Source organism: Modestobacter lacusdianchii (genome assembly GCF_054177765.1).
In genome coordinates, this window is record NZ_JBJJTJ010000008.1 from 61,068 (window position 1) to 86,730 (window position 25,663).

The 25,663-nt window shown below is 73.9% G+C and carries 23 protein-coding genes; 8 read left to right on the plus strand and 15 right to left on the minus strand.

What is annotated here, in order from left to right; genetic code table 11:
* Positions 1-19: 19 nt before the first annotated feature.
* Positions 20-607 (minus strand): hypothetical protein, encoded by a 588-nt coding sequence (locus ACJTNH_RS07870; RefSeq protein ID WP_458174319.1) that lies wholly within the window; start codon positions 605-607, stop codon positions 20-22.
* Between the two features lie 13 nt (positions 608-620).
* On the minus strand, positions 621-1,769 hold the full coding sequence (locus ACJTNH_RS07875) for a zinc-dependent alcohol dehydrogenase (RefSeq protein WP_458174321.1): 1,149 nt from the start codon (positions 1,767-1,769) through the stop codon (positions 621-623).
* A gap of 90 nt (positions 1,770-1,859) precedes the next feature.
* Between ACJTNH_RS07875 and ACJTNH_RS07880 the strand changes: the two genes are divergently transcribed.
* A complete protein-coding gene (locus ACJTNH_RS07880; protein ID WP_458174323.1) occupies positions 1,860-2,144 on the plus strand; it encodes a YciI-like protein in 285 nt (94 codons plus the stop codon).
* A gap of 87 nt (positions 2,145-2,231) precedes the next feature.
* Here the strand turns inward: ACJTNH_RS07880 and ACJTNH_RS07885 are convergent, their stop codons facing one another.
* On the minus strand, positions 2,232-2,837 hold the full coding sequence (locus tag ACJTNH_RS07885; RefSeq protein ID WP_458174325.1) for a hypothetical protein: 606 nt from the start codon (positions 2,835-2,837) through the stop codon (positions 2,232-2,234).
* 146 nt (positions 2,838-2,983) lie between these two features.
* On the opposite strand from ACJTNH_RS07885, the gene ACJTNH_RS07890 reads away from it, so the two are divergent.
* A complete protein-coding gene (locus tag ACJTNH_RS07890) occupies positions 2,984-4,225 on the plus strand; it encodes an esterase-like activity of phytase family protein (RefSeq protein WP_458174327.1) in 1,242 nt (413 codons plus the stop codon).
* A gap of 46 nt (positions 4,226-4,271) precedes the next feature.
* Here ACJTNH_RS07890 and ACJTNH_RS07895 read toward each other — a convergent pair whose 3' ends face one another.
* The 9 genes from ACJTNH_RS07895 to ACJTNH_RS07935 form a co-directional block, all read right to left on the minus strand.
* Positions 4,272-5,696, minus strand: a complete 1,425-nt coding sequence (locus ACJTNH_RS07895; protein ID WP_458174329.1) for an FAD-binding oxidoreductase — start codon at positions 5,694-5,696, stop codon at positions 4,272-4,274.
* Positions 5,693-7,198, minus strand: coding sequence for a malate dehydrogenase (quinone) (gene mqo / locus ACJTNH_RS07900; protein WP_458174331.1), 1,506 nt, complete (start codon positions 7,196-7,198; stop codon positions 5,693-5,695). Before mqo ends, ACJTNH_RS07895 begins: the two co-directional genes overlap by 4 nt.
* Positions 7,199-7,247: 49 nt before the next feature.
* Positions 7,248-8,177: an AEC family transporter gene (locus tag ACJTNH_RS07905; protein WP_458174333.1), complete on the minus strand. Its 930-nt coding sequence runs from the start codon at positions 8,175-8,177 to the stop codon at positions 7,248-7,250.
* 13 nt (positions 8,178-8,190) lie between these two features.
* Positions 8,191-9,054, minus strand: a complete 864-nt coding sequence (locus tag ACJTNH_RS07910; RefSeq protein WP_458174334.1) for an ATP-grasp domain-containing protein — start codon at positions 9,052-9,054, stop codon at positions 8,191-8,193.
* On the minus strand, positions 9,051-10,565 hold the full coding sequence (locus tag ACJTNH_RS07915) for an aldehyde dehydrogenase (NADP(+)) (protein WP_458174335.1): 1,515 nt from the start codon (positions 10,563-10,565) through the stop codon (positions 9,051-9,053). Before ACJTNH_RS07915 ends, ACJTNH_RS07910 begins: the two co-directional genes overlap by 4 nt.
* A 49-nt stretch (positions 10,566-10,614) precedes the next feature.
* A complete protein-coding gene (locus ACJTNH_RS07920) occupies positions 10,615-11,784 on the minus strand; it encodes an L-talarate/galactarate dehydratase (RefSeq protein ID WP_458174337.1) in 1,170 nt (389 codons plus the stop codon).
* A 38-nt stretch (positions 11,785-11,822) separates the two neighbouring features.
* Positions 11,823-13,151 (minus strand): enolase C-terminal domain-like protein, encoded by a 1,329-nt coding sequence (locus ACJTNH_RS07925; RefSeq protein ID WP_458174339.1) that lies wholly within the window; start codon positions 13,149-13,151, stop codon positions 11,823-11,825.
* A 33-nt stretch (positions 13,152-13,184) separates the two neighbouring features.
* Positions 13,185-14,099, minus strand: a complete 915-nt coding sequence (gene kdgD / locus ACJTNH_RS07930; RefSeq protein ID WP_458174341.1) for a 5-dehydro-4-deoxyglucarate dehydratase — start codon at positions 14,097-14,099, stop codon at positions 13,185-13,187.
* Positions 14,100-14,248: 149 nt separating this feature from the next.
* Positions 14,249-15,127 carry a LysR substrate-binding domain-containing protein gene (locus ACJTNH_RS07935; protein WP_458174343.1) on the minus strand — a complete coding sequence of 293 codons (879 nt, stop codon included), beginning with the start codon at positions 15,125-15,127 and terminating at the stop codon, positions 14,249-14,251.
* 162 nt (positions 15,128-15,289) lie between these two features.
* Here ACJTNH_RS07935 and ACJTNH_RS07940 point away from each other — a divergent pair, with 162 nt between their 5' ends.
* Genes ACJTNH_RS07940 through ACJTNH_RS07955 form a run of 4 tightly spaced genes read left to right on the plus strand, consistent with a single transcriptional unit; the run spans position 15,290 to position 18,838 of the window.
* Positions 15,290-16,303, plus strand: coding sequence for a Bug family tripartite tricarboxylate transporter substrate binding protein (locus tag ACJTNH_RS07940; RefSeq protein ID WP_458174345.1), 1,014 nt, complete (start codon positions 15,290-15,292; stop codon positions 16,301-16,303).
* Positions 16,300-16,899: a tripartite tricarboxylate transporter TctB family protein gene (locus ACJTNH_RS07945; protein ID WP_458174347.1), complete on the plus strand. Its 600-nt coding sequence runs from the start codon at positions 16,300-16,302 to the stop codon at positions 16,897-16,899. The genes ACJTNH_RS07940 and ACJTNH_RS07945 overlap by 4 nt, the downstream gene beginning before the upstream one ends.
* Before the next feature lie 8 nt (positions 16,900-16,907).
* A complete protein-coding gene (locus ACJTNH_RS07950) occupies positions 16,908-18,437 on the plus strand; it encodes a tripartite tricarboxylate transporter permease (RefSeq protein WP_458174349.1) in 1,530 nt (509 codons plus the stop codon).
* Positions 18,434-18,838 carry a universal stress protein gene (locus ACJTNH_RS07955; protein ID WP_458174351.1) on the plus strand — a complete coding sequence of 135 codons (405 nt, stop codon included), beginning with the start codon at positions 18,434-18,436 and terminating at the stop codon, positions 18,836-18,838. The genes ACJTNH_RS07950 and ACJTNH_RS07955 overlap by 4 nt, the downstream gene beginning before the upstream one ends.
* A 72-nt stretch (positions 18,839-18,910) precedes the next feature.
* Here ACJTNH_RS07955 and ACJTNH_RS07960 read toward each other — a convergent pair whose 3' ends face one another.
* Positions 18,911-20,101 (minus strand): fatty acid desaturase family protein, encoded by a 1,191-nt coding sequence (locus ACJTNH_RS07960; RefSeq protein WP_458174360.1) that lies wholly within the window; start codon positions 20,099-20,101, stop codon positions 18,911-18,913.
* 28 nt (positions 20,102-20,129) lie between these two features.
* Positions 20,130-21,233 (minus strand): ferredoxin reductase, encoded by a 1,104-nt coding sequence (locus ACJTNH_RS07965; RefSeq protein ID WP_458174362.1) that lies wholly within the window; start codon positions 21,231-21,233, stop codon positions 20,130-20,132.
* Between the two features lie 98 nt (positions 21,234-21,331).
* Here ACJTNH_RS07965 and ACJTNH_RS07970 point away from each other — a divergent pair, with 98 nt between their 5' ends.
* Complete coding sequence (locus tag ACJTNH_RS07970) at positions 21,332-22,516, plus strand: PucR family transcriptional regulator (protein WP_458174364.1); 1,185 nt, start codon at positions 21,332-21,334, stop codon at positions 22,514-22,516.
* Positions 22,517-22,555: 39 nt separating this feature from the next.
* Here ACJTNH_RS07970 and ACJTNH_RS07975 read toward each other — a convergent pair whose 3' ends face one another.
* Positions 22,556-24,115 (minus strand): Na+/H+ antiporter, encoded by a 1,560-nt coding sequence (locus ACJTNH_RS07975; RefSeq protein WP_458174366.1) that lies wholly within the window; start codon positions 24,113-24,115, stop codon positions 22,556-22,558.
* A 329-nt stretch (positions 24,116-24,444) separates the two neighbouring features.
* Here ACJTNH_RS07975 and ACJTNH_RS07980 point away from each other — a divergent pair, with 329 nt between their 5' ends.
* Positions 24,445-25,587, plus strand: coding sequence for a glutathione-independent formaldehyde dehydrogenase (locus tag ACJTNH_RS07980; protein ID WP_458174368.1), 1,143 nt, complete (start codon positions 24,445-24,447; stop codon positions 25,585-25,587).
* Positions 25,588-25,663 lie beyond the last annotated feature (76 nt).

Below are 25,663 nucleotides of genomic sequence, written 5' to 3' on the forward strand. Positions count from 1 at the left end.
GGCAGCGCGGGACCGGAGGTCAGCCGCGCAGCAGCCTGGCCAGCCGACGGACGGCGAGCACACCGGCTCCTGCGCCGGCCACCCAGGGGCCGGCCACCAGCAGCGGGTCGAGCACTTGGTGGCGCCGGTCGGAGCGGCCGGCGCGGGAGCGCAGGCCACCGCGCGTCAGCTCGGTGCGCACCCCGGTCTCGGTGAGCGGCTGGTCCGGGTGGCCGGTGGCGAACGACCGCAGGTGGCTCCCCCAGGCGTCGACCCGGTCACCGGCGATGAGCAGCAGCCAGTGCGCCAGCCGGCCCTCGCTGAACCGGTCGTAGGCCAGCCGCCGGATCGACCCGGACAGGCCGTGCAGCGGCTGGGCAGCGCCGAACACCGGGGTGACGAAGGCGTGCTCGATCGAGCGCTCCCGCCCCGCGGACCCCGGCTGCCGGTCCGGGAAGTCCCAGTGGGCGCCGGTGTCGGCGGGGTACTGCAGCTTCGGGTACGACGGCCGGTCGGCGGGATCGAGGTCGGCCCCCCACCCGGGGATGCGGGCCCGCAGCTCCTCCCGGCTGGGCGGTGCGGTGCGCTTGTCGCGGACGTAGGCGCTGGGGACGTCGGGCTCGGTCATGGTGGTCCCTCCCTCAGTTCGCGCCCGGCACGACGAGCGGCTTGATGCAGCCGTCGAGCTTGGCGGAGAAGACGTGGTAGGCCTCGGCGATGTCCTCCAGCGGGAACCGGTGGGTGACCATCTGCCGCGGGGTCAGGTGGCCGTTGCGCACGTGCTCGAACATCCGCGGCCACTGGCGCTTCACCGGGGTCTGGTTCATCCGCAGGGTGAGGCCCTTGTTCATCGCGTCGCCGAACTTCACCGCGTTGGGCACCGGGCCGTAGGCGCCCACCACCGAGACCGTGCCGCCCTTGCGCGCGGCGTCGATCGCCCAGTTGAGCGCGGTCGGCGACCCGCCCTGCAGCTTCAGCTTCGGGCCGGTGAGCTGCTGGGCGAGGTTGCCGTCTGCCTCCGCGCCGACCGCCTCGATGACGACGTCGGCGCCCAGGAAGTCGGTCTGCTCCTTCAGCTCCACCACGACGTCGTCGTGCTCGTCGTAGTCGAGGGTCTCGGCGTACGCCATCTCCCGGGCCTTGGCCAGCCGCTCGGCGAGGTGGTCGACGACGATCACCCGGCCGGCGCCCATCAGCCACGAGGACTGCGCGGCGATCAGGCCCACCGGCCCGGCACCCAGGACGACGACCGTGTCGCCCTCGGCGATCTCGCCCAGCTGCGCGCCGAAGTAGCCGGTCGCCGCGGCGTCGGTGAGCAGCACGGCGTCCTCGTCGTGCATCCAGTCGGGGATCCTGACCGGCCCGACGTCGGCGAAGGGCACCCGCACGTACTCGGCCTGCCCGCCGTCGTAGCCGCCGGTGGTGTGCGAGTAGCCGTAGATGCCGCCGACCGCGGTGGCGTTGGGGTTGACGTTGTGGCAGTTGGAGTACAGGCCCCGGGCGCAGAACCAGCAGGAGCCGCAGAAGACGTTGAACGGCACCATCACCCGGTCGCCGACCTGCAGGTGCTGCACCGAGGGGCCGACCTCGTCGACGACGCCGATGAACTCGTGGCCGAACGTGTGCCCGATCCGGGTGTCCGGCATCATCCCGTGGTAGAGGTGCAGGTCGGAGCCGCAGATCGCGGCCAGCGTCACCCGGACGATCGCGTCGTTGGGGTGCTCGATCCGGGGTCGGTCCTTCTCCTCGACCCGCAGCTTGTAGGGGCCTCGGTAGGTCATCGCTCGCATGCGTCCTCCTGGGAAGAGCTCGTCCGCCCGAGGTGCCCCGCCCGGTCGGGCGGCAACCGCGGCCCGACCGGGTGTGTGAGGGTGGCGGCCATGCACCTGCTGCTGGAGTACACGCTGGCCGAGGACTACCTGGAGCGCCGGAGCGCGCTGCGCGCGGACCACCTGGCGCTGGCCCGGGCCGCCCACGAGCGCGGCGAGCTGCTGCTGGCCGGTGCCCTGCCCGACCCCTTCGACCGCGCGCTACTGGTCTGGACCGCGCCCCGCGAGGTCGTCGAGCGCTTCGTCGAGGCCGACCCCTACGTCGTCCACGGGCTGGTCACCGGCTGGACGATCCGCCCCTGGAACGTCGTCGTCGGCGACACCCCCACCGACTGACCCCGCCGCCCGGGCGGCCATGGTGGCCGACATGGCCGCCCGGGGGCGGGCTGCCCGGCCATGGTGGCGAACGTGGCCGGGCGGGGGTCAGGGCACCTGGACGGTCGTGGTCACCCGGACCACCGACGGGTCCGGCGGCACCGAGCCGAAGCCGAAGGTGACCGGGGGGCGCACCGGGGCCAGCCCGCCCAGCGGCTCGCCGTCCCAGGTCGCCTCGACGGCGGCGAGCCGGTGCAGGTCCTGGACCCCGTACCACTCGCGGCGCCCGTTGCCGGCCGAGCCGGTGGTGTGCAGCCCGGTGAGCAGCTGCGCGGGGCGGTCCAGCAGCCCGACCCACGCCGGCGTCCGGGCCAGCGGCGGGGGCACCGCGCGCAGCAGCAGCCCGAGCGCAGGCCGGCGGCCGGCGCGGGCCCGCAGCGTGAGCGGTCCGGCCCGCAGCGACCAGGTCACCTCGTCCGGGCGGGAGACCTCGACGTCCACCAGCCGCACCTCGTCGAAGGTGTAGGTCGAGCCGACGAACCCGGCGACCTCCTCGCTCGGGGCCAGCAGCAACCGGTGCCCGTCCGGCTGCTGCACCATCACGTCGGAGAACGACCCCAGTGGAGTGCGCGGCCAGTGCCCGAGCACCACCCGGGTGCCGGAGGTGGTGCCGGTGCCCAGGATCCAGCCGTCGAAGCGCCGCCGCGTCGTCACCGGCCTGCACCAGCCAGGACGGCGTCCGGCCAACCCGGCCCGTTCACGGTGAGGTCGCAGACCGGTCACAGGAACGCCGGGCGGCGGCTGCCTCGCCGCGACACGGTCAGCGGGCCCGCACACCCGCCCGACCCAGGAGGACCCCCGTGCGCCGACCGTCCCGCCGCGCCGCCCTGACCCTCACCACCGCCGGTCTGCTGACCGCCGTCGCCGTCCCGGCGCTGGCCGGCCCCGCCCCCACCGTGCCCCAGGGCAACGGCACCCAGCAGGCCGAGCTGGTCGGCCGCTCCGTGTTGCCCTCGGCCACCTTCGGTGAGCAGGTGCCCTCCGGGGCGCTGGCCAACTCCGCCAACGGCGTCACCACCCCGTTCGCCGCCCAGCCGATCCAGGGCTTCTCCGGCCTGCTGCGCGACGGCGAGGACTGGTTGGTGCTGGAGGACAACGGCTACGGCACCAAGGCCAACAGCGGCGACTTCCTGCTGCGCGTGGTCAAGCTGCGGATCGACACGACCACGCAGCAGACGACGGTCCTCGAGGGTGGGTTCAGCCTCTCCGACCCCGACCGGAAGCTGCCGTTCGAGCTGACCCGCAGCGACCGCCGGCTCACCGGTGCCGACCTCGACCCCGAGTCGTTCCAGCGGATGCCCGACGGCACCTTCTGGATCGGCGAGGAGTTCGGGCCGAGCATGGTGCACGTCGACGCGCGGGGCCGGGTGCTGTCGGCCCCGGTGCAGCCCGAGGGCGTCCGCTCCCCCGACGCCTGGGACCTGAACGGTGCCGCCCCGACGATCGGGTCGAGCAAGGGCTTCGAGGGCATGGCGCTCGGCGTCGACGGCCACACCCTCTACCCGATGCTGGAGGGCGCGGTCGCCGGTGACGACCCGGCCACCCGCCGCATGTACAGCTTCAACACCAGGACCGGGCAGTACACCGGGCTCAAGGCCAAGGTGGAGTTCGAGGTCCCGAACAACGCCCTCGGCGACATGGTGGCGCTGGACCAGAACCGCTTCCTGATCCTGGAGCGCGACGGCGGCCAGGGCCCGACCGCGCAGCTCAAGGCCGTGTACCTGGTCGACACCCGCGACATCGACCGGGACGGCTACGCCGACAAGCGGCTGATCGCCAACCTGATGGCCATCCCCGACCCGCAGGGCGTCGGCGGCACCGCCGGCGGGTACGTCACCTTCCCGTTCGTGACCATCGAGCAGATCGCCGTGCTCGACGACCACCACATCATCGTCGGCAACGACAACAACTACCCCGGCTCGGCCGGGCGCACCGCCGGCGTGCCCGACGACAACGAGTACGTCGTCATCCAGCTCGACGAGGACCTGCAGGTCGACCCGGCCCTGGCCTCGATCACCGCGCGCGGCAGCCGCACCCGCTGACCCTCCGCCGTCCGGTCCCGGGCTCCCGGGACCGGACGGCTCGGGCTCACCCCGCCGGCAGCACCTTGCCGGGGTTCATCAGCCCGGCCGGGTCGAGCAGGGCCTTCACCCCGCGCATCAGCTCCAGCTCCAGCGGGTCCTCGTAGTCGGCCAGCAGGTCGCGCTTGGCCACCCCGATGCCGTGCTCGGCGCTGATGCTGCCGGCGAACGACGCCGTCGAGTCGTAGACGACCCGGGCCAGCTCGCCGGCCCGGGCGCGGAAGCCGTCGTCGTCGGAGCCCACCGGCTTGCTCAGGTTGTAGTGCAGGTTGCCGTCGCCGACGTGGCCGTAGGCGACCACCCGGATGCCGGGGACGGCGGCCGCCAGGGCCCGGTCGGTCCGCTCCACGAAGTCGGGGATGCAGCTGACCGGCACGGTGACGTCGTGCTTGAGGCTCGGCCCCTCGCAGTTCTGCGCCTCCGAGATCCCCTCCCGCAGCGCCCACAGCGCCGCGACCTGCGCCGAGCCGGAGGCGACGACGGCGTCCACGGCGAGGTCCCGGTCGAACGCCTCCCCCAACGCGGTCTCCACGACCTCGGCGAGCCCGGCGTCGGGCAGCGTGTCGCTGAGCTCGACGAGGGCGTACCAGGGGTGTGGCTGGGCGAACGGGTCGCGCACCCCGGCCGTGTGCGCCAGCACGAACTCCACGCTCTGCCGGCTCATCACCTCGAAGCCGGTGAGCCGGTCGCCGGCCAGGGTGCGCACCACCTCGATCAACTCGACCGCGGCGGCCGGCCCGGGCAGCGCCACCCACGCGGTGGCCCGGCTGCGGACGGCGGGGAAGAGCTTCAGCACCGCGGCGGTGATCACCCCGAGCGTGCCCTCCGCGCCGACGAACAGGTGCTTGAGGTCGTAGCCGGTGTTGTCCTTGCGCAGGCCGCGCAGCCCGTGCCACACCCGCCCGTCGGGCAGCACCACCTCCAGGCCCAGCACCAGGTCGCGCATGGTGCCGTAGCGGAGCACCGCGGTGCCGCCGGCGTTGGTGGCCAGGGTGCCGCCAATCGTGGCGCTGCCCTCCGACCCCAGCGACAGCGGGAACAGCCGGCCGGCGGCGGTCGCGGCCTCCTGCACCGACTGCAGCACCGCACCGGCCTCCACGGTGATCGTCTGGTTGGCCGGGTCGAGCTCGCGCACCCGCCGCATCCGGCCGAGCGAGAGCACCACCTGGTGGCCCGTGGCGTCGGGCACCGCCCCGCCGCACAGGCCGGTGTTGCCGCCCTGCGGGACGACGGCCACCCCGGCGTCCCGGCACAGCCGCAGCACCTCGGCCACCTCCTCAGTGCTGCCCGGTCGCACCACGGCGGCCGCCGCACCGCGGTACGCGCCCCGCCAGTCGGTGAGGTAGCTGCGCAGCTGGTCGGCGTCGGTGACCAGCCCGGCCGGTCCGAGGGCCGCGCGCAGCGCCGGGAGCAGGGTGTCAGTGGCGGTCATGCGGGGTCCTCTCCGGGGACGGCGGGGGTCAGCTGCAGCACCGTGCGGGCGTGGGCCACGGTGGCGGCGAGCCGCTCGGCGTCCCAGCCGCGGACGGTGCCGGCGGCGGGGGCGAGCGCCTCCAGCTGCGCGGCCCAGCCCGCCATCCGCCCCGGGAAGCTGGCCGCCAGCACGTCGACCATCGTCGCCGCGGCGGTCGAGGCACCCGGCGAGGCGCCGAGCAGCGCGGCCAGCGAGCCACCCGCCGAGGTCAGCAGCTCGGTGCCGAACCCGACCATGCTGCCGCGGCCGTCGGCGGTCTTCAGCACCTGCACCCGCTGGCCGGCGGTGATCAGCTCCCAGTCCTCGGCGCGCACCGAGGGCACGAACTCGGCGAGCGCGGCGATCTTGGCCGCACGGGTCTGCCGCAGCTGGCGCACCAGGTAGGCCATCAGGCTGCGGTTGTCCCGGGCCGCGGCCAGCAGGGTCGGCAGGTTGCCCCGCCGCACCGAGCGCACCAGGTCGGTGAGCCGGCCCTGGGTCAGGAAGCGCGGGGAGAAGGCGGCGAACGGGCCGAAGAGCAGGTGCTCGCGGCCGTCGACGACCCGGTGGTCCAGGTGCGGCACCGAGATCGGCGGCGCGCCCGGCGCCGCGTGGCCGTAGAGCTTGGCCGCGTGCGCGGCCACCAGCTCGGGACGGTCGGTGCGCAGGAACTGTCCGCTGATCGGGAAGACACCGTGGCTACGCACCTCCGGCACCCGCGCGGACTGCAGCAGCGGCAGCGTGCCGCCACCGGCGCCGACGAAGACGTAGGGGGTGCTCAGCCGGCGGCGCGCACCGGTGGACCGGTCGCGGACGTCGACGTGCCAGCGGTCGCCGTGCCGGCGCAGGGCCCGCACCTCCTGGCCGAACCGCACGTCGGCGCCGCGCCCGGCCAGCACGTCCAGCAGCCGGCGGGTGAGCACCCCGAAGTCGACGTCGGTGCCCTGCGCCGAGCGGGTGGCGGCCACCGGCTCCCCGGCCGGCCGCTGGTCGAACACCAGCGGCAGCCACCGGGCCAGCACCGCGGGGTCGTCGGAGAACTCCTGGCCGGCGAAGAGCGGGTGGTCCCGCAGGGCCTCCCAGCGGGCCCGCAGGTAGGCCACCCCGTCGGCGCCCCGGCCGAAGCCCATGTGCGGCACCGAGCGGATGAAGTCACCCGGCGCCCCGAGCAGCCCGCGCTCGACCAGCTGGGCCCACAGGTGCAGCGAGGTCAGCCACTGCTCGCCGATCTGGACGGCGCTGGTCGGGTCGACCGTGCCGTCGGGCCGGCGCGGGGTGTAGTTGAACTCGCAGAGCCCGGCGTGCCCGGTGCCGGCGTTGTTCCAGGCGCTGGAGCTCTCCAGCCCGGCGGCGTCCAGCCGCTCGACGACGCTGGTCGTCCAGCTCGGCTCCAGCTCGCTGAGCAGGACGCCCAGGGTCGCGCTCATCACCCCGCCGCCGATCAGGACGACGTCCCGCTCCTCCGTGCTCGTGCCGCTCACCGCTCCGCCTCTCGTCCCGCTGCCCGTCATCCGCGTCCCCGTCACCCCGTCACCCCAGGACCACCGCCACCCCGACCAGGACCGGGACCGACAGCACGGTGGTGAGCAGGACGGCGTCCCGGGCCAGCGCGGTGCCGCGGTCGTAGGCGGTGGCGTAGACGAAGACGTTCTGCGCGGTGGGCAGCGCGGAGGTGAGGGTGACCGCGAGCAGCGGCACCCCCGACAGGTCGGCCACCCACCGGCCGAGCAGGTAGGCCAGCGCGGGTTGCCCGAGGGTCTTCAGGGCGACCGCCAGCCACACCTGCCCGCGCCCGTCGCCGGTGGCCGGCCGCGGCGCGCCGTGCAGGCCGGAGCCGAAGGCGAGCAGCGCGGCCGGGACGGCGAGGGCGGCGAGCAGCTCGACCGGCCGGAGCACCAGCGCGGGCAGCCGCAGCCCGGTCTCGGCCAGCAGCAGACCCAGCACGCAGCCGAGCACCACCGGGGTGCGCACCGGCTGGGTCAGCACCCGCCACCGCGACGGCGCGTCCTCGGCCGGCCCGCGGGACCCGGCCAGGACCGACAACCCGACGGGGGCCAGCACCAGCACCTGGAACAGCAGCACCGGGGCGACGTAGGAGGCGTCGCCCAGCACGTACACCGCGATCGGCAGCCCGAGGTTGCCGGCGTTGACGTAGCCCGAGGCCAGCGCGCCGGTGGCCAGCTGCGCCGGGCGCAGCCGCCACCACCAGCGGGCGAGCCCGGCGAAGAGCAGCCCGGTGAGCAGCGCGCTGCCGCCGGTGGCCACCAGGGCCGAGGTGAGCAGGGTGGCCGGGTCGGCGTCGGCCAGGGTGAGCAGCAGCAGCGCCGGCGTGGCGACGTAGTAGGACAGCCGGGACAGCACCCCGGTGGCGCCCTCCCCCAGCACGCCGGTGCGGGCGGTGACCCAGCCGACGGCGATGACCGCGGCGAGGGCGGCGAACCCGCCCAGCACCGCGCTCACGCGGTCCCGACCGTCACCGGGTCGCGGCCGTCACCGCGGTCACCCACTGCGTCAGCGCACCGGCCGGGGCCTGCGGCAGGAAGAGGCTGGGCTCGGTGAGCTCCAGCTCGAGCAGCAACGGGCGGCCGGCGTCGTCGGCGACCAGGTCGATCCGGGCGTACAGCGGCGGCTCGGTGCCCGGCACCAGGTCGGGGACGGCGTCGAACACCGCCTGGGCGACCGCCCGCTGCGCCGGCGTCGGGTCGACCGCGCGCAGGTCGCCGCGGCTGTCCCGGTCCTGGCGCACGCCCTCGCCGCGGCGCAGCAGCGGGCCCTTGCGCACGGCGTGGGAGAACCGGCCGCCGAGGAACAGCATCGCCGTCTCCCCGGCGTCGTCCACGCTGGCCAGGTAGGGCTGCACCATCGCCGTCCGGCCGGCGGCGGTGAGCCCGGCGACGTGGTCGAGCACCGCCGCCGGTTCGGTCCACCGCGCGGTGTCCCGGGAGCCGGCCGAGACCGAGGGCTTCACCACCCACTCCCCCGCGTCCGGCAGCTCGGCGACGTCCGTGGGGTCCCAGACGGTGGGCACGACGGGCAGCCCGGCGGCGGCGACGTCGCGCAGGTGCGTCTTGTCGGTGTTCCAGGCCAGCACGGGTGCGGTGTTGCGCAGCCGGGGCACGGACGCAGCCCAGGTCAGGAACTCCGCGCGCCGCCAGGCGTAGTCCCAGCACGACCGGACGACGGCCAGGTCGAGGCCGGCCCAGTCGACGTCCGGGTCGTCCCACCGCACCAGGTCGACGGTCAGCCCGGCACCGCGCAGCGCCGACGCCGCGATCGGCAGGTCCGGGTCGACCCGCAGCCCCCGTTCGCTGCTGACCAGCGCGACCCGCGCGCTCACGCCGGGAGCTGCAGGACGCCGTCCACCCGGCGCGGGATGCCGGTGAAGTCGTCGGTGAGCTCGGCGGGCAGGACGTCGGCCGGCGCGCCCTGCCAGGTGACCGGGCGCAGGAACCGGCGGATCGCCGACGTGCCGACCGAGGTGTGCTGGGAGTTGGTCGACGGCCACGGGCCACCGTGGTGCTGGGCCCAGGAGACGGCGACGCCGGTCGGGTAGGCGTCGTAGACGATCCGGCCGGCCCGGGTGCGCAGCTCCTGGGAGACCGCCAGCGGCAGCTGGGTCTCCCCCGCGCCCCGCAGGACGGTGGCGGTGAGCGAGGAGGGCATCTTGCCCAGCGCGTCGAAGAGCTCGGGCTCGCCGTCGTAGCGGGCCACCACGGTGACCGGCCCGAAGACCTCCTCGGTGACCTGCTCGGGCAGCTGCGCGGCCGAGGTGGTGAGCAGCAGCGGCGTGGCGGTGAAGCCGGTGCCGTCGCCCTCGCTGCCGCGGGCGACGGGGCTGACTCCCGGCGCACCGGCGATGGTGGCGGAGAGCTTCCCGAAGGACGCCGCGATGCCCTCGTTGAGCAGCACCTGCGGGTTGCTGCCGCGCACCGCCTCGGCCATCGCGTCCACGACCTGGTCGCCCTCGGACCCGGCGGGCACGAGCACCAGGCCGGGCTTGGTGCAGAACTGCCCAGCACCCAGGGTGAAGGAGCCGACCAGCTCGGTGCCCAGCTGGGTGCCCCGCTCGGCGGCGGCCTGCGGGGTGACCACGACCGGGTTGAGGCTGCTCAGCTCACCGAAGAACGGGATGGGGTCGGGCCGCTGCTCGATGATCTGCAGCAGCGCGCGGCCGCCGTTGACCGACCCGGTGAAGCCGACGGCGCGGATCGCCGGGTGGGCGACGAGGTCGGCGCCGGCCTGCAGACCGTGCACCAGGCCGAGCGTCCCCTCCGGGGCACCGGCCGCGCGGGCCGCCTCGACCAGCACCTCGAGCACCAGCTGCGAGGTGGCCGGGTGCGAGCCGTGCGCCTTCACCACGACCGGGCAGCCGGCGGCCAGCGCGGAGGCGGTGTCGCCGCCGGGCACGGAGAACGCCAGCGGGAAGTTGCTCGCCCCGAACACCGCCACCGGGCCGATCGGCAGCAGCATCCGGCGCAGGTCCGGGCGCGGGCCCATCGGGGTGTCACCGGCGTGGTCGATCGTCGCCTCGAGGTAGCTGCCCTCGGTGAGCACCTCGGCGAACAGCCGCAGCTGGTAGGCGGTGCGGGTCAGCTCGCCGTTGAGCCGGGTGGTGCCCAGGGCGGTCTCCCGGTCGGCGACGGCGACGACGTCCTCCCGCCGGGCCTCCAGGGCGTCGGCCAGGCTGCGCAGCAGCGCCGCCCGGCCGTCCCGGCCGAGCTCCTCCAGCGCGGGTGCGGCGGCGAGCGCGGCCTCGCAGAGCCGGGCGACCTCCGCCGAGCTGGTCTCCTGGGCGACGACCTCGGCCGTCCGTCCGGTGCGCGGGTCGATGCTGACGACGTCGCTCATGGCATGGCTCCTTCTCGCGGGGCGGGTCGGGCAGGTCTGGTCGGGCAGGTCAGCGGGGCGCGTCGACGTGCACGCGGTCGACGGTCCAGGCGCGCGCCTGCTCGGTCAGCGTGACACCCAGGCCGGGGCGGTCGGACAGGTGCATCCGGCCGTCGCGGGTCTCCAGCCGCTCGTTGAACAGCGGGTACAGCCAGTCGAAGTGCTCCACCCACGGCTCGTGCGGGTAGGCCGCGGCCAGGTGCACGTGGATCTCCATGGCGAAGTGCGGGGCGATCTGCAGGTTCGCGTCGTCGGCGAGCGCGGCCAGCTTCAGGAACTGGGTGATGCCGCCGATCCGCGGGGCGTCGGGCTGCAGGACGTCGACCGAGCCGGCCCGGATGAGCTCGCGGTGCTCGGCGACGGAGGTGAGCATCTCGCCGGTGGCGATCGCGGTGTCCAGCGACCGGGCCAGCTGGGCGTGCCCCTCGGCGTCGTAGGCGTCCAGCGGCTCCTCGATCCAGACCAGGTCGAACTCCTCCAGCCGGCGGCTGACCCGCATGGCCGTGGGCCGGTCCCACTGCTGGTTGGCGTCGACCATGAACGGGACGCCGTCCCCGAGGTGCTCGCGCACGGCGCGCACCCGGCGCAGGTCCTCGGCCGAGTCGGGCAGCCCGACCTTGATCTTGATGCCGCCGACGCCGCTCTCCAGCGTGCGGGTGGCGTTGTCCTTGACCTGCTCGATCGTCTCGTGCAGGAAGCCGCCGGAGGTGTTGTAGCAGCGCACCGAGTCCCGGTGCGCGCCCAGCAGCTTGGCCAGCGGCAGCCCGGCGCGCTTGGCCTTGAGGTCCCACAGCGCCACGTCGAACGCGGCGATGGCCTGGGTGGAGGCACCGCTGCGCCCGACGGAGGCACCGGCCCAGACCAGCTTGGTCCACAGCCGGGCGATGTCGTTGGGGTCCTCACCGATCAGGTCGGGGGCGATCTCCCGGGCGTGGGCGAACTGCGCCGGGCCACCGGCCCGCTTGGAGTAGCTGAACCCGACGCCCTCGAGCCCGCCCTCGGTGCGGATCTCGGCGAACAGGAAGGCGACCTCGGTCATCGCCCGCTGGCGGCCGGTGAACACCTTGGCGTCGCTGATCGGGTTGGGCAGCGGCAGCGTCACCGAGGAGAGCGTGATCGCCGAGATCCGGTCGAGCACGGCCGGCGCGACGGAGGTGGGGGCAGGGGCGGTCGTCGTCATGGGGTGCTCCAGAGCAGAGGTGGTCAGCGGACCGGACATCAGCGGACCAGGCAGGGGCGCTTGGGGTCGAAGCGCCAGTCGGGCACCAGGTACTGCATGGCGACCGCGTCGTCCCGGGCGCCCAGGCCGTGCTCCCGGTAGAGCTCGTGGGCCGCGGCGAGCGCGTCCCGGTCCAGCTCGACGCCGAGCCCCGGCGCCGTGGGGACGGCGATCTGCCCGTCGCGGATCTGCAGCGGCGACCGGGTCAGCGCCTGGCCGTCCTGCCAGATCCAGTGGGTGTCCAGCGCGGTGATCTCCCCCGGCGCCGCGGCCCCGACGTGGGTGAACATCGCCAGCGAGACGTCGAAGTGGTTGTTGGAGTGCGAGCCCCACGTGAGGCCGAAGTCGGCGCACAGCTGGGCCACCCGCACCGAGCCGCGCATCGTCCAGAAGTGCGGGTCGGCCAGCGGGATGTCCACAGCGTTGGTGCGCACCGCGTGGGCCATCTGCCGCCAGTCGGTGGCGATCATGTTCGTCGCGGTCGGCAGCCCGGTCCGGCGGCGGAACTCGGTCATCACCTCGCGGCCGGAGAATCCGCCCTCCGCCCCGACCGGGTCCTCGGCGTAGGCGAGCACGCCGTGCAGGTCACCGAGCAGCGCGACGGCGTCGGCGAGCAGCCAGCCGCCGTTGGGGTCGAGGGTGACCCGGGCGTCGGGGAACCGCTGGGCCAGCGCCCGGACGGCGGCGACCTCCTGCTCACCGGGCAGCACGCCGCCCTTGAGCTTGAAGTCGGCGAACCCGTAGCGGGCCTGCGCGGCCTCGGCGAGGGCGACGACCGCCTCGGGGGTGAGCGCGGGCTCCCGGCGCAGCCGGTCCCAGTCGTCGGCCTTGGCGTCCTCGGCGACGTAGGGCAGGTCGGTCGCCGCCCGGTCGCCGACGTAGAACAGGTAGCCCAGCATCGGCACGGCGTCGCGCTGCTGCCCGTCGCCCAGCAGCTCGGCGACCGGCACCCCGAGGTGCTGCCCGAGCAGGTCCAGCAGGGCCGACTCCAGGCCGGTCACCGCGTGCACCGTCGTCCGGAGGTCGAAGGTCTGCAGGCCGCGGCCGCCGGCGTCCCGGTCGGCGAAGGTGTCGGCCACCGAGCGCAGCAGCCGGCCGAAGGCCGCCACCGGCTGCCCGACCAGCAGCGGTGCCGCGTCCTCGACCGTCCGGCGGATCTCCTCGCCGCCGGGCACCTCGCCGACGCCCTCACGACCCGCGCTGTCGGTGACGATGACGATGTTGCGGGTGAAGAAGGGCCCGTGCGCGCCGCTGAGGTTCAGCAGCATGCTGTCGTGCCCGGCGACCGGCACGACCTCGACGCGGGCGACGGTGGGCGCAGTGGTCATCGGGTTCCTCTCAGCAGACGGCGGGCAGCGGGTTCAGGAGACCTTCGAGACCAGCGCGGTGAGCTCGGCGAGCTCGGCCTCGGTCAGGTCGGTCAGCGGCGGGCGCACCCGGCCGCCGTCCCGGCCCACGGCGGTGAGCCCGGCCTTCACGATCGACACCGCGTAGCCACGGGCGCGGTCCCGGACGTCGAGGTAGGGGATGACGAAGTCGTTGAGCATCGCGTAGACCGCCTCGCGGTCCTGCGCGCGGACGGCGGCGTAGAACCGCAGCGCGAACTCGGGCAGGAAGTTGTACAGGGCCGAGGAGTAGGTGCTGACCCCCAGCTGCAGCAGCGGCAGGGCGAAGGTCTCCGCCGTCGGCAGGCCGCCGACGTAGATGAGCCGGTCGCCCACCCGGGCAAAGGTGCGGGTCATCTGCTCGATGTCCCCCACGCCGTCCTTGAGGCCGATCAGGTTGGGGTTGCGGTCGGCGACCTCGGCGACGGTGGCGTCGGTGAGCACCGCGTTGGCCCGGCTGTAGACGATCACGCCGAGGTCGGTGGCCCGGCAGACGGCGCTGACGTGCTCGACCAGACCGGCCTGGCTGGCCTCGGTGAGGTAGGGCGGGAAGAGCAGGAGCCCGGAGGCACCGGCGGCCTGGGCGGCCTGCGCCTGGGCGACCGAGACGGCCGTGCCACCGGTGGCGGGCGCGATCACCGGCACCGCCCCGGCCACCTCGTCGACGGCCACCCGGACGACGCGGTCGATCTCGGCGGGGGTGAGCGAGAACCCCTCCCCCGTGCCGCCGGCGGCGAACAGACCGGCCACGTCGAAGCTCGACTGCCAGGCCAGGTGCTCGCGGTAACGGGGCTCGTCGAACTGCAGGTCGGCGTCGAAGTGGGTGACCGGGAAGGAGAGCAGACCGGACTTCAGCCGGTCAGCGAGAGCGTCCGGGGGCAGCAACGTCACGGGTCGTGTCCTTGGGTCCGACGGGTCCGCGCACTGGTCGACCGGAGGTCGCGGGCGGTGGTCGGGGTCACCCTAGGAACGCGCATCGATGCCTGTCCAAGAGCAGTTCCGCATCGAGCGATGCGCTCTCAGCATCATGAAAGCGCTTGCTACGCGTCGAGCACCTCCAGCGCCCGCCACAACGCCGGGTTCTTCGACTCCCGGCCCCACAGCAGGTGCAGCTCCACCGGCTCGGGCACCGGCGTCTCCAGCCGCACCAGACCGACCCCCGCGATGGTCAGCCCGGTCGCCGACTCCGGGACGAACGCGATCCCGCGACCGGCGGCCACCAGCCACAGCATGGTGAGCACCTGGCTGACCGTGTGCACCGTGTTCTCCGAGGCGGCCGGTACGAACCCGACCACCAGGTCGTAGAAGTACCGCGCCTTGGTCGGCGAGTGCATCACCACCGGTTCACCGGCCAGGTCCTCCGCCGTGACCGCCCGGTCCAGGTCGAGCAGCCGGTGCCCCGCCGGTGCGGCGACGAACAGCGACTCCCGGTGCAGCAGTCGGGAGCCGAACCGTTCGGCGTCGAAGGGCGGACGGGCCAGCCCCAGGTCGACCTCCTCGGCCAGCAGACCGGCCACCTGCTCCCGGGTGACCATCTCGGCCAGGTCGACGTCGACGTCGGGCAGGTCGCGGGCCAGGTCGTCGAGCAGCCGGCCGAGCACGCCGTAGGTGGAGGCCGCGGTGAAGCCGATCCGCAGCACGCCACTGGACCCGGAGGACACCCGGCGGGCGAGCTCGGGCGCCCCGTCGGCCAGGGTGAGCAGCCGGCGGGCCTCCCCCAGGAACACCTCACCGGCGGCGGTGAGGGCGACCCGGCGGTTGTCCCGCTCGAGCAGCTGGGCACCGACGGCCCGCTCCAGCTTCTGGATCTGACGGCTCAGCGGCGGCTGCGTCATCGCCAGCCGGGCCGCCGCCCGGCCGAAGTGGAGCTCGTCGGCCACGGCGACGAAACCGCGGAGCTGCTCCAGCGTGAAGGCCATGCCGGCAGGCTACCAACCAGCATGCTGGCAAGGTATCAATCAATGCAGCATCGCTCTTGGACAGGCATCGCCGCGGATACCTACGCTCCTCACCGTCCCGGTGCGTGACCCCCCTCACAGCACCTGTTGCCGGAACGCCGGCTTCTCGAAGAGGAGAACCACATGACCAGGACCCTCGGCGCACGCCGGTGGACGGTGACCGGCCTCGGCCTGGCCCTGACCTTCTCCGTCGCGGCATGCGGCGGCAACGTCGGTGGCGGCTCCGACGCCGACGCGGCGGACTTCCCCGGCGGCGACCCGATCACGATCCTGGTCGGCCAGGACCCGGGCGGCAGCACCGACCTGATCGCCCGGGCGCTGGCCGACGGCGCCACCGACGAGCTCGGCGTCCCGGTCACGGTGGAGAACCGGCCCGGCGCCAACGGTGCGCTCGCCGCCCAGGAGCTGGCCGGCGAGGACCCCGACGGCCACACCCTGATGATCTACAACGGCAGCCTGGCCTACATCACCCCGCTGGCCGTGCCCGAGGACGAGGCCGTGTCGATCGACGACTACGAGATCGTCACCGGCATCAGCCAGGACGACTACGTGCTCGTCACCGCGCCGGACTCCGGGTTCGCCACCGTCGAGGACCTCGCCGCCGCCGGCCGGCCGATCACCTTCGGCACCACCGGCGTGGGCACCGGCAGCCAGCTCTCCCAGGAGCTGCTGTTCGCCCAGGCCGGCATCGACGCCACCGCGGTGCCCTTCGACGGCGGCTCGCCCACCCTCACCGCCGTCCTCGGTGGTCAGGTCGACGTCGGTTCCATCCAGCTGGGCGAGGCGATCGAGCAGATCGAGGCCGGGGAGCTGACCCCGATCGTCACCTTCGCCGAGGAGCGCCCCTCCTACCTCCCGGACACCCCCACCGCCGTGGAGGCCGGCTACGACGTGCCCGTCCAGCAGTCCCGCGCCGTCTTCGCGCCGCAGGGCACTCCCGACGAGGTGCTGGAGACCCTGCGCTCGGCGTTCCAGGCCGCGTTCGAGTCCGAGAGCTACCAGCAGTTCAACGAGGACAACCAGCTCACCCCGAACGAGATCGACGGTGAGGAGCTGCGCGAGCGCTGGAACACCAACCTGGAGGAGTACCAGGCGGTGGTCGACGAGTACGGCATCGACCTCGGCGGCGACGCGTGACCTCTCCGCACCACGGGGCGCACGCCCTGGGCAGCCCCGGCGGTCGCGAGACCGCCGGGGCCGGCCCGGCCGGGGGCCGGGCACCGCTCCCCTCCACCGACACCGAGCTGACCGACGCCGTCCACGAGGTGGAGGCCGAGGCCGAGGACCGCCCGCCGGCCGCCGGTACGACGACCAACCTGCTGGTCGCCGCCGTCGTCGTCGCCCTCGGCGTCGCCGCCTTCGCCGGCTCGCTGGCCCTCGGCGGCGGGACGGCGCAGCGCCCCGCCGCCGGCACCTTCCCGCTGCTGGTCAGCGGCGTGATCGTGCTGCTGGGCCTGGGGCTGTTCGCCACCGCCCGGCGGACCAGCGACGCCGAACGCTTCACCGTCGCCAGCTGGCAGGTGCTCGCGGGCCTGGTGACGATGGCCGTCTTCGTGGCGCTGATCAACGTCATCGGCTTCGAGATCCCCGCGGCACTGCTGGCCTTCGTCTGGCTGCGCGTGCTGGGACACGAGAGCTGGCGCCTGTCGATCATCACGAGCCTGGCCGTGGTGGTCGCCTTCTACCTCCTGTTCGTGGCGGCACTCTCCGTCCCGATCCCGCACCTCTTCTAGGAGCGTCCGTGGACCTCGCCCCGGTGATCGACGGCTTCGGCGTCGTCCTGGAACCGACCAACCTGCTGTACTGCCTCTTCGGCGTGGTCATCGGCATGCTGATCGGCGTGCTGCCCGGCCTGGGCCCGGCGGCGACGATCGCCATCCTGCTGCCGCTCACCATCGGCATCGAGCCGGTGACCGCGATCATCATGCTGGCCGGCATCTTCTACGGCGCCCAGTACGGCGGCACGATCACCTCGGTGCTGCTGCGGCTGCCCGGTGAGGCCTCCTCGGTGGTCACCGTCTTCGACGGCCACGCGCTCGCCCGCCAGGGCCGGGCCGGCACCGCGCTGGGCATCGCCGCGATCGGCTCGTTCGTCGGCGGCACCGTCTCGATCGTCGCGCTGTCCCTGGTCGCACCGCTGGTCGCCGGCTTCGCCCTCGACTTCGGCCCGCCGGAGTACACCGCGCTGGCCCTGCTGGGCATCCTGCTCGTCTCCACGGTCAGCAGCGGCGACCGGCTCAAGGCCGTGATCGCCGCCTGCATCGGCCTGCTGCTGGCCACGGTCGGCCGCGACGGCTTCACCAGCGCCGAGCGGTTCACCTTCGACAGCCTGCAGCTCGCCGACGGCCTGGACTTCGTGCCGATCGCCATGGGCCTGTTCGGCCTCGGCGAGATCCTCTACAACCTGGAGGAGCGGCACCGGAAGGTGCAGGCCCCGGCCGCGGTGGCCAACGTCTGGCCCTCGCGCACCGACCTCCGCCAGTCCTCCGGCGCGATCGGCCGCGGCTCGGTGATCGGCTTCGTGCTCGGCATCCTCCCCGGCGGTGGCGCCGTGCTGTCGTCGCTGGCCGCCTACGCGGTGGAGAAGCGCCGGGCCAAGGACCCGTCGCGGTTCGGTCAGGGCGCCGTGGAGGGCGTGGCGGCGCCGGAGACGGCGAACAACGCCGCCGCCACGTCGTCCTTCATCCCGCTGCTCACCCTGGGCATCCCGGCCAACGCGACGATGGCGGTCATCTTCGGCGCCCTGCTCATCCAGGGTGTGCGCCCCGGCCCGCAACTGGTCACCCAGGAGCCCGAGCTGTTCTGGGGCGTGATCAACTCGATGTACATCGGCAACATCCTGTTGCTGGTCATGAGCATCCCGCTGGTGGGCCTGTTCGTCCGGATCCTCCGGGTCCGGGCCACCGTGCTGGCCCCGATCACCGTGCTGATCACCCTGGTCGGCGCCTACACCGTCAGCAACAGCGTCTTCGACATCATGCTGGTGGTCGTCTTCGGCGTCCTGGGCTACCTGATGAAGAAGCTCGGCTTCGACCCCGGCCCGCTGGTGCTCGCCTTCGTCCTCGGCTCGCTGCTGGAGGACTCGCTGCGCCGCTCGCTGCTGATCTTCGAGGGCGATGCCACCGGTTTCTTCACCCGGCCGATCTCCGGCACACTCCTCGTGGTCTTCCTGGTCGTCGCCCTGCTGCCGCTGGCCCGCGGAGTCCTGGCCCGGCGCCGGAGCGGCTCCGACGACCGCACCGACACCACCACCCCCAAGGAGCTCGTGTGACCGTCCTCGTCGGTTTCCTGCCCACCCCCGAGGGTGAGGCGGCCTTCGCCGCCGGCCTCACCGAGGCCCGTCGCCGCGGCGAGGACCTGCTGGTGCTCAACAGCCCCCGCGGCGGCGCGCCGGTCAGCGCCGACGTCGCCCCGCCGGAGCTCGTGGACGCACTCACCGCCCGCGCCCAGGCCGACGGCGTCGCCCTGGAACTGCGGCAGACCCCGCACACCGGCGACCTCGCCGACGCCGTCCTCCGGGTGGCCGAGGAGGCCGACGCCTCGGTGATCGTCATCGGCCTGCGCCGCCGGTCACCGGTCGGCAAGCTGCTGATGGGCAGCAGCGCCCAGCGGATCCTGCTGGACGCCGACCGTCCGGTCCTGGCGGTGAAGCCGCACCCCTCCGCCGGCTGACCCACCGCCGGAGCGCACGAGGCCCGCCAGGAGATCTCCTGGCGGGCCTCGTGCGTGGTGCGGGGTGCTGGGTCAGGCGGCCTGCAGCTGACGGCGGACCTTCGGCCCACCGGTGGTCATCTTGTAGAGCTTGACGACCTGGGCCGGGGCGTTGGCCGGGGTGGTCTGGGCCAGCCAGCCGTTGGGCAGCGAGAGCCGGATGACCTTGTGCCAGGCCGACGCGACCTGACGCGGCAGCGACGCGGTGTGGTACCGCAGGCCGTAGCGGCGGAAGAGGTCCTCGATCTTCGGTGCGATCTCGGCGTACCGGTTGCTCGGCAGGTCCGGGAACAGGTGGTGCTCCACCTGGTGGGACAGGTTGCCGGTCATGACGTGCATGGCCTTGCTGCCGGAGATGTTGGCCGAGCCGAGCATCTGGCGCAGGTACCACTCACCGCGGGTCTCCCCGTCGATCGACTTCTTCTCGAAGGTCTCCACGCCCTCCGGGAAGTGCCCGCACATGATCACCGAGTGCGACCACAGGTTGCGCACCACGTTGGCGGTGAAGTTCGCCGCCAGGGTCGGCAGGAACGACGGGCCCGACAGCGCCGGGTGGACGACGTAGTCCTTGGTCATCTGCTTGCGGATCTTCTTCAGCACCTGCTTGCCGGCCGCGCGGAACGCCGGGTTCGACCGTCGCTCCTTGGTCGCCAGGTTCTTGCCCAGCTCCAGGTCGTAGGCGGCGATGCCGTACTCGAAGAAGCAGGCGTTGATGAAGTTCCAGACCGGCTGCAGCAGGTACAGCGGCACCCACTTCTGGTCCTCGTCGACGCGCATGATGCCGTAGCCGAGGTCGTTGTCCTTGCCGATCACGTTCGTGTACGTGTGGTGCAGCTCGTTGTGCGAGTGCTTCCACTGCTCGGCCGGGCTGGCCATGTCCCACTCCCAGGTCGTGGAGTGGATCTTCGGGTCGCGCATCCAGTCCCACTGGCCGTGCAGGATGTTGTGCCCGATCTCCATGTTCTCCAGGATCTTGGCGATCGAGAGCCCGGCGGTGCCCAGCACCCAGGCCGGCGGGAACTTCGAGAACAGCAGGACGGCGCGGCTGCCCAGCTCGAGCTTGCGCTGCACGTCGATGACCCGGCGGATGTAGGCGGCGTCGGCCTCCCCGCGGCTGTCCATCACGCTCTGCCGGATGGCGTCGAGCTCGAAGCCGATGGCCTCGATGTCGGCCTCGGACAGGTGGGCGATCGGGTTGTCGGGCTTCTTCTGCAGGACGGTCACGTGCGGCTCCTCAGCTCGGGTACGGGGGTCAGTGGTCGATGTCGCAGGCGCCGGCGGCGGCGCTGATGCAGGTCTGGATCAGGACGCCGTCGCCGGGGGCGGCGGTGGTCAGCTCCCCGTTGCGCAGGTCGCGGACGGCGCCCTCGCGCAGCGGCAGCACGCAGCCGTAGCAGATGCCCATCCGGCAGCCGCTGGGCATGAGCAGCCCGGCCTCCTCGGCGGCGTCCAGGATCGGGGTCGAGCCGTCGACCTCGATCTCCCGGCCGGACCTCCCGAAGCTGACGGTGCCGCCCTCGCCGGTGACCAGCACCCGGGGCCGGAAGCGCTCGGTGTAGAGCCGGTCGGCGATCCCGGCGTCGGCCCAGTACTGCTCGAGCGCCTCGAGCAGGCCGACCGGCCCGCACGCCCAGGTCGAGCGCTCGGCCAGGTCGGGGACCATGCCGGCGAGCACGGCGGTGTCGAGCAGCCCGTCGGTGGCGGTGTGCCGCTCGACCAGCCGGATCGCGCCAGTGCGGTGCAGCTCGCGCAGCTCGGCGCCGAAGATGACGTCCTCGGCCGTCGGCGCGGAGTGCACCACGACGACGTCCTCGTGCTCGTGCACGGAGTTGCGCAGGATCCCCATCACGGGCGTGATGCCGGAGCCGGCGGTGACGAACAGGGCCTTGGCCGGACGCTGCTCGGGGAGCACGAACTCCCCGGTCGCCTGGTCCAGCTGCACGATCGTGCCCGGCTGCACCCGGTGCACCAGGTGGTTGCTGACCTTGCCGTCGGGGATGGCCTTCACGGTGATGGTGAAGCAGCCGTCGGCGCGGCCGAGCACCGAGGTGATCGAGTAGGCGCGCCACTGGCGCACGCCCTCGACGTCGATGCCGATCCGGACGTACTGGCCCGGGGTGTGCGGCAGCCAGTCGCGGCCGGGGCGGATCACGATGGTGGCGGCGTCGCGGGTCTCGTGGTGCACGGCCTCGATCCGGCCGCGCAGCGCGGCACCGGAGCGGAGCGGGTCGATCAGGTCGAGGTAGTCCACCGGCAGCAGCGGGGTGGTGACCAGTTCGGCGGCCTTGAGCACCCGGTCGCGCAGCGCACGGAGGACCGGGCGGCCCGGGCCCGGGCGCGGGACGGTGGTGGTCATGATGTGAAGTCTTCCCCACCGTGGGGGTGAACACCTGTGCTCACGACGTGAATCGGCCGGTAGCTTCTGTTCCCTGCGAACAACCGGATGGAGGAGCCGTGGGCGCCGAGGTGATCTTCCCGCCGACCGTGGTCGCCGCGATGCGTGCCCAGCTGCCGGCGGTCGCCGAGCAGACGGTGGCCAGCATCGTCGTGGAGGTCACCGACTACGCCGACGCCTTCTCCGGCGAGATGGGCCGGGCGATCACCAACGCGGTGCAGCTGGCCCTCGGCGGCTTCCTGGAGCTGGCCACCACCGCAGACGGCGCCGACGCCAGCCGGCCGATCGGCCCGGCGCTGGAGGGTGCCTACGCCCTGGGCCGCGGCGAGGCCCGCAGTGGCAGGTCGATGGACGCGCTGCTGGCCGCCTACCGGGTCGGCGCCCGGGTGTCCTGGCGGCACATGAGCGACACCGCGGTGGCCGCCGGGTTGTCCGTGGCGTCGCTGGCCCGCTTCGCCGAGCTGGTGTTCGCCTACATCGACCAGCTGTCGGCCTCCAGCGTGGCCGGTCACACCGACGAGCTGGAGACCACCGGCCGGGTGCGCCGGCACCACCGCGAGCGGCTGGGCGCGCTGCTGCTGGCCGCCCGGCCGCTGCACGACCTGACCGCGGCCGCCGAGCGGGCCGGCTGGCCCCCGCCCCGCACGCTCACCGCCGTCCTGCTCCCCCAGGCCCGCGCCCGCGGCGCACTCGCCCTGCTCGACGCCCGCACCCTGCAGGTGGACGACGACCCGCCGGGCCTGGACCCGGCGAGCGGGCTCACCGTGCTGCTGGTGCCCGATGCCGGCGGCGGCGCGCGGCCCGGGCTGCTGCGCGCGCTCGACGGGCGGGCCGCCGTGGTCGGCCCACCCCGGCCGTGGTCGGCGGTCGCCGTCTCCTACGCCCGGGCGCTGCGGGTGCTCGAGCTCGGGTTCACCCCCGACGAGACGGCCCCGCTGGACACCGAGCAGCGGCTGCCCGACCTGGTGCTGCGCGCCGACGAGGAGGCGCTGGCCGACCTGCGGGCCGCCGTCCTGGCGCCGCTGGAGGCGGTGAGCCCGGCCGTGCGGGAGAAGCTCACCGCGACGCTGCGCTCCTGGGTGCTGCACCACGGCCGCCGCGAGCAGGTGGCCGCCGAGCTGTTCGTGCACCCGCAGACCGTGCGCTACCGGATGGGCCAGCTGCGCGACCTCTACGGCGACCGGCTGGACGACCCGCGGACGGTGCTGGCGCTCACCGTCGCGCTGGGCGCGCGAGAGGGCTGAGCGCTGGGCGCGCGGGAGGGCTGAGCCGCCCCGACCGGGTCAGGAGCCGTACCGCATGGCCCGTGCCTCGACGTCGAACAGCACGTCGTCGGCAGCGGCGGGGCTCGCCTGTCCGCGGCGGCGGGCCTCCAGCACCGCCTCCCGCTCGGCCTCGGTGGCCCGGGCGAGCAGGTCGCGCAGCGGGGCACCACGCCCCTGGCCGCGCTCGTCGACCAGCTCCTCGACGTCCTGCCGGTAGCCGAGCCGTGCCTCGTACTGCCGCAGCACCGCGGCCCGCACGTCGTCGGGGACGTCCTGGGCGCCGCGGATCGCGTCCAGTGCCGCCTCGGTGACCACCCGGTGCAGCCGCCGCACGTCGGCCGGGACGTCGGAGTCGGTGGCCACGCCCAGCCGGCGGATCAGCGGTGCGAGGGTGAGGCCCTGCAGCACCAGGGTCACCACGACGACCAGCAGCGAGACGAGCACGACCTCCTCCCGCGCCGGGAAGGAGCCACCGGTGTCGATGGTGGCCGGCAGCGCCAGCGCGGTCGCGACGGTGACCACCCCGCGCATGCCCGCCCAGGAGGCGACGGTCGACTCCCGCCAGCCGTAGGGCGTGGCCGAGCCGGCCCGGCGGGCGCGGCGCCCGGCCAGTCCGGAGGCCAGGAACATCGCCGCCGCCCGCACCCCCACCAGTGCCGCGGTCACCGCGGCCGCGACGAGCAGCGTCTGCCCGTCGTCGAACAGCTCGGTGGTGCCCAGCACGCTGATCAGCTCCACGCCGAGGAAGCCGAAGAGCAGCCCGCTGACCGCGAACTCCACGTACTGCCAGACCTGCCGGCCCAGCACCCAGCCCGCCGAGGTGATCTCGCTCGTCGCCGCCGTCCGCAGGTAGAGCCCGGCGGCGAGCACCGCCAGCACGCCGGAGGCACCGACGTGCTCGGCGAGCAGGTACATCCCGAACGGGACGGCGAGGGTCACGGTGGTCTCGGTCGCCGCGTCGTCCAGCCAGCCGAGGGCCCGGCGCGCCAGCCACCCACCGGCCAGCCCGATCGCGGTGCCACCGACGACGGCGGTCGCCAGCCCCCAGCCGACCTCCGCCACCGAGACACCGCCGGCCACCACGGCCATCACCGAGAGCTGGTAGACCACCAGCGCCGTGGCGTCGTTGAACAGCCCCTCGCCCTCGAGCACGGTGACCAGCCGGGGCGGCAGGTTGAGCCGCTTGGCGACGGCCGTGGCCGCCACCGGGTCGGGCGGGGCGACGATCCCGCCCAGCACGATCGCCACCGCCCACGGCAGCCCGAGGGCGTGCCCGACGACGGCGACCACGGCCGCCGTCACCAGGGTCAGCGCCACGGCCAGGCCGAGGATGGGGCGGGCCGCCTCACGCAGCTCGCGGAGCGACGTCGACTGCGTGGTGGCGAACAGCAACGGCGGCAGCACCAGCGGCAGGATCAGCTCCGGCGGCAGGTCGGGGGCCGGCACCACCGGGAGGGCACCCAGGGCCAGTCCGTAGACGGTGAGCAGCACCGGCTGGGGCACCCCGATCCGGTCGGCGACCGGGGTGAGCACCACGACCCCCAGCAGCAGGAGCCCGAAGAGCGCGAGGGCGTCCACCGCGCTCAGCCCCGCGACCGGCGCGCGTCGACGGTCCGTGCCGGTGGCACACGCGGGAGCCGGTCGGGGGCTGCGGGCATGGGGGCGACTCCGGGGGCTGGGTCGGGCGGTGACCGCGCACCCCTACCCGGACGTCGGCGGAGATCACCTCCGCCCCGACCGGGATGCGCCGGGCTGCATACCGGCCGGGTGCCCGGGTAGGTGGTCGGTGTCGCGCCACCGATCCCGGGCTGCTCAGCAGCGGCCGCCCCGCACCGGCGCCGACTCCCACCGCCGCACCCCGACGCCTCGCGTCCCGGTGCCGGCCGTCCCCCAGCGAGAGGAACCCGATGAAGGCCGTCATCTACCGCGGACCGAAGAACGTCGCCGTCGAGGAGCGCCCCGACCCGACCATCCAGGCGCCGACCGACGCTGTCATCCGGCTCACCACCACCAACATCTGCGGCTCGGACCTGCACATGTACGAGGGCCGCACCTCCGTCGAGGAGGGCAAGGTCCTCGGCCACGAGAACATGGGCATCGTCGAGGCGGTCGGCGACGGCGTCGACCGGATCAAGGTCGGCGACCGGGTCTCCGTGCCGTTCAACATCGCCTGCGGCTCCTGCCGCAACTGCACCGACGGCTGGACGTCGTTCTGCCTGCGCGCCAACCCCACCGAGGGCATGGACGGCGCGGCCTACGGCTACGCCAACATGGGCCCCTACGACGGCGGCCAGGCCGATTTCCTGCGGGTGCCGTGGGCCGACTTCAACCTGCTCGAGCTGCCCGAGGGCACCGAGCACGAGAACGACTTCACGATGCTCTCGGACATCTTCCCGACCGGCTGGCACGGCGTGGAGCTCTCCGGCTTCCAGGTCGGCGACCGGGTGGCGGTGTTCGGCGCCGGCCCGGTCGGCCTGATGGCCGCGCACAGCGCGATGATCCGCGGCGCCTCGCAGGTGTTCGTGGTCGACAAGGAGACCGACCGGCTCGCGCTGGCCGAGAAGTACGGCGCCACGCCGGTCGACTTCAGCGCCGGCGACCCGGTGCAGCAGATCCTCGACGCCACCGGCGGGCGTGGTGTCGACCGCGGCGTCGAGGCCGTGGGCTACCAGGCGCACGACCACTCCGGCGAGGAGCACCCCGAGCTGGTGCTGGACAACCTGGCCCAGGTGGTGCGCTCCACCGGCGGGCTCGGTGTCGTCGGCGTCTACATGCCCTCGGACCCCGGCGCGTCGTCCGACCTGGCCAAGGAGGGGCGCATCCCCTGGCAGTTCGGCACCTTCTTCACCAAGGGCCAGTCGATGGGCACCGGCCAGGCGCCGGTCAAGCGCTACAACCGGCAGCTGCGCGACCTGATCATCGAGGGCAAGGCGAACCCGGGCTGGATCACCAGCCACGAGCTCAGCCTGGACCAGGCGGTCGAGGGCTACCGCAACTTCGACAACCGGGACGACGGCTGGACCAAGGTGCTGCTCAAGCCCGGCGCCTGACGCACGACCCGCCGTCGCGCCCCGCCGACCCCGGGACGGCGACGGCGGGCCCGAGGCACACCCGTCCGGCCCACGG

Coding starts and splice junctions, on each gene's coding strand:
- ACJTNH_RS07870 (WP_458174319.1), bottom strand. CDS start 607: ATGACCGAGCCCGACGTCCCCAGCGCCTACGTCCGCGACAAGCGCACC.
- ACJTNH_RS07875 (WP_458174321.1), bottom strand. CDS start 1,769: ATGCGAGCGATGACCTACCGAGGCCCCTACAAGCTGCGGGTCGAGGAG.
- ACJTNH_RS07880 (WP_458174323.1), top strand. CDS start 1,860: ATGCACCTGCTGCTGGAGTACACGCTGGCCGAGGACTACCTGGAGCGC.
- ACJTNH_RS07980 (WP_458174368.1), top strand. CDS start 24,445: ATGAAGGCCGTCATCTACCGCGGACCGAAGAACGTCGCCGTCGAGGAG.
- ACJTNH_RS07965 (WP_458174362.1), bottom strand. CDS start 21,233: ATGACCACCACCGTCCCGCGCCCGGGCCCGGGCCGCCCGGTCCTCCGT.
- ACJTNH_RS07940 (WP_458174345.1), top strand. CDS start 15,290: ATGACCAGGACCCTCGGCGCACGCCGGTGGACGGTGACCGGCCTCGGC.
- ACJTNH_RS07895 (WP_458174329.1), bottom strand. CDS start 5,696: ATGACCGCCACTGACACCCTGCTCCCGGCGCTGCGCGCGGCCCTCGGA.
- ACJTNH_RS07925 (WP_458174339.1), bottom strand. CDS start 13,151: ATGACCACTGCGCCCACCGTCGCCCGCGTCGAGGTCGTGCCGGTCGCC.
- ACJTNH_RS07915 (WP_458174335.1), bottom strand. CDS start 10,565: ATGAGCGACGTCGTCAGCATCGACCCGCGCACCGGACGGACGGCCGAG.
- ACJTNH_RS07935 (WP_458174343.1), bottom strand. CDS start 15,127: ATGGCCTTCACGCTGGAGCAGCTCCGCGGTTTCGTCGCCGTGGCCGAC.
- ACJTNH_RS07920 (WP_458174337.1), bottom strand. CDS start 11,784: ATGACGACGACCGCCCCTGCCCCCACCTCCGTCGCGCCGGCCGTGCTC.